The sequence below is a fragment of the Oribacterium sp. HCP3S3_B9 genome (genome assembly GCF_052064255.1).
GTDB lineage: Bacteria > Bacillota > Clostridia > Lachnospirales > Lachnospiraceae > Oribacterium.
In genome coordinates, this window is sequence record NZ_JBQHVY010000076.1 from 1 (window position 1) to 579 (window position 579).

The window sequence follows — 579 nt, forward strand, 5'->3', positions numbered from 1 at the left end:
TAGTGCCTAGGCATCCGCCCTATGCTCTTAATGCTTAACCAATTTTCGTGAGTTCCTTCTCACTCATCGATTCTAGCGTGAATCGATGTTGGCTGTGTGATGATGTTTCCATCATCTGGTTTTTTAATTCGTTAACTTTCGTTAACGCCTCGGATGTCTTACTCTAATAATTAGAATAATTTATATTTTGCAGATATTCAGTTATCAATGTTCATCGTGATCTAAGATCACGAGTGGAGATAAAGGGATTCGAACCCTTGACCCCCTGCTTGCAAGGCAGGTGCTCTCCCAACTGAGCTATACCCCCATAATACCTGGCGTCCACCTATGTTCCCACATCGTTACCAACGTAGTATTTTCGGCCGATCAAGTCTTAACCGTCGTGTTCGGGATGGGAACGGGTGTTACCCCTGACCGCATCAACACCAGGTAAAATTAACTTTTTAATGTTCGATCTTGAAATCAACTATCGATTAACACACAGACCCTTACTTAATCCTTAGAAAGGAGGTGATCCAGCCGCACCTTCCGATACGGCTACCTTGTTACGACTTCACCCCAGTTATTAGTCCTGCCTTC

The 579-nt window shown here is 43.9% G+C and carries 1 tRNA gene and 2 rRNA genes; all 3 read right to left on the bottom strand.

Annotation, left to right across the window (positions count from 1 at the left end):
* Positions 1–234: 234 nt before the first annotated feature.
* Positions 235–307 (bottom strand) — tRNA-Ala (locus ACTNC3_RS11510).
* Between the two features lie 5 nt (positions 308–312).
* Positions 313–430, bottom strand: a 5S ribosomal RNA gene (gene rrf, locus ACTNC3_RS11515).
* 73 nt (positions 431–503) lie between these two features.
* A 16S ribosomal RNA gene (locus tag ACTNC3_RS11520) occupies positions 504–579 on the bottom strand; the annotation flags it as partial.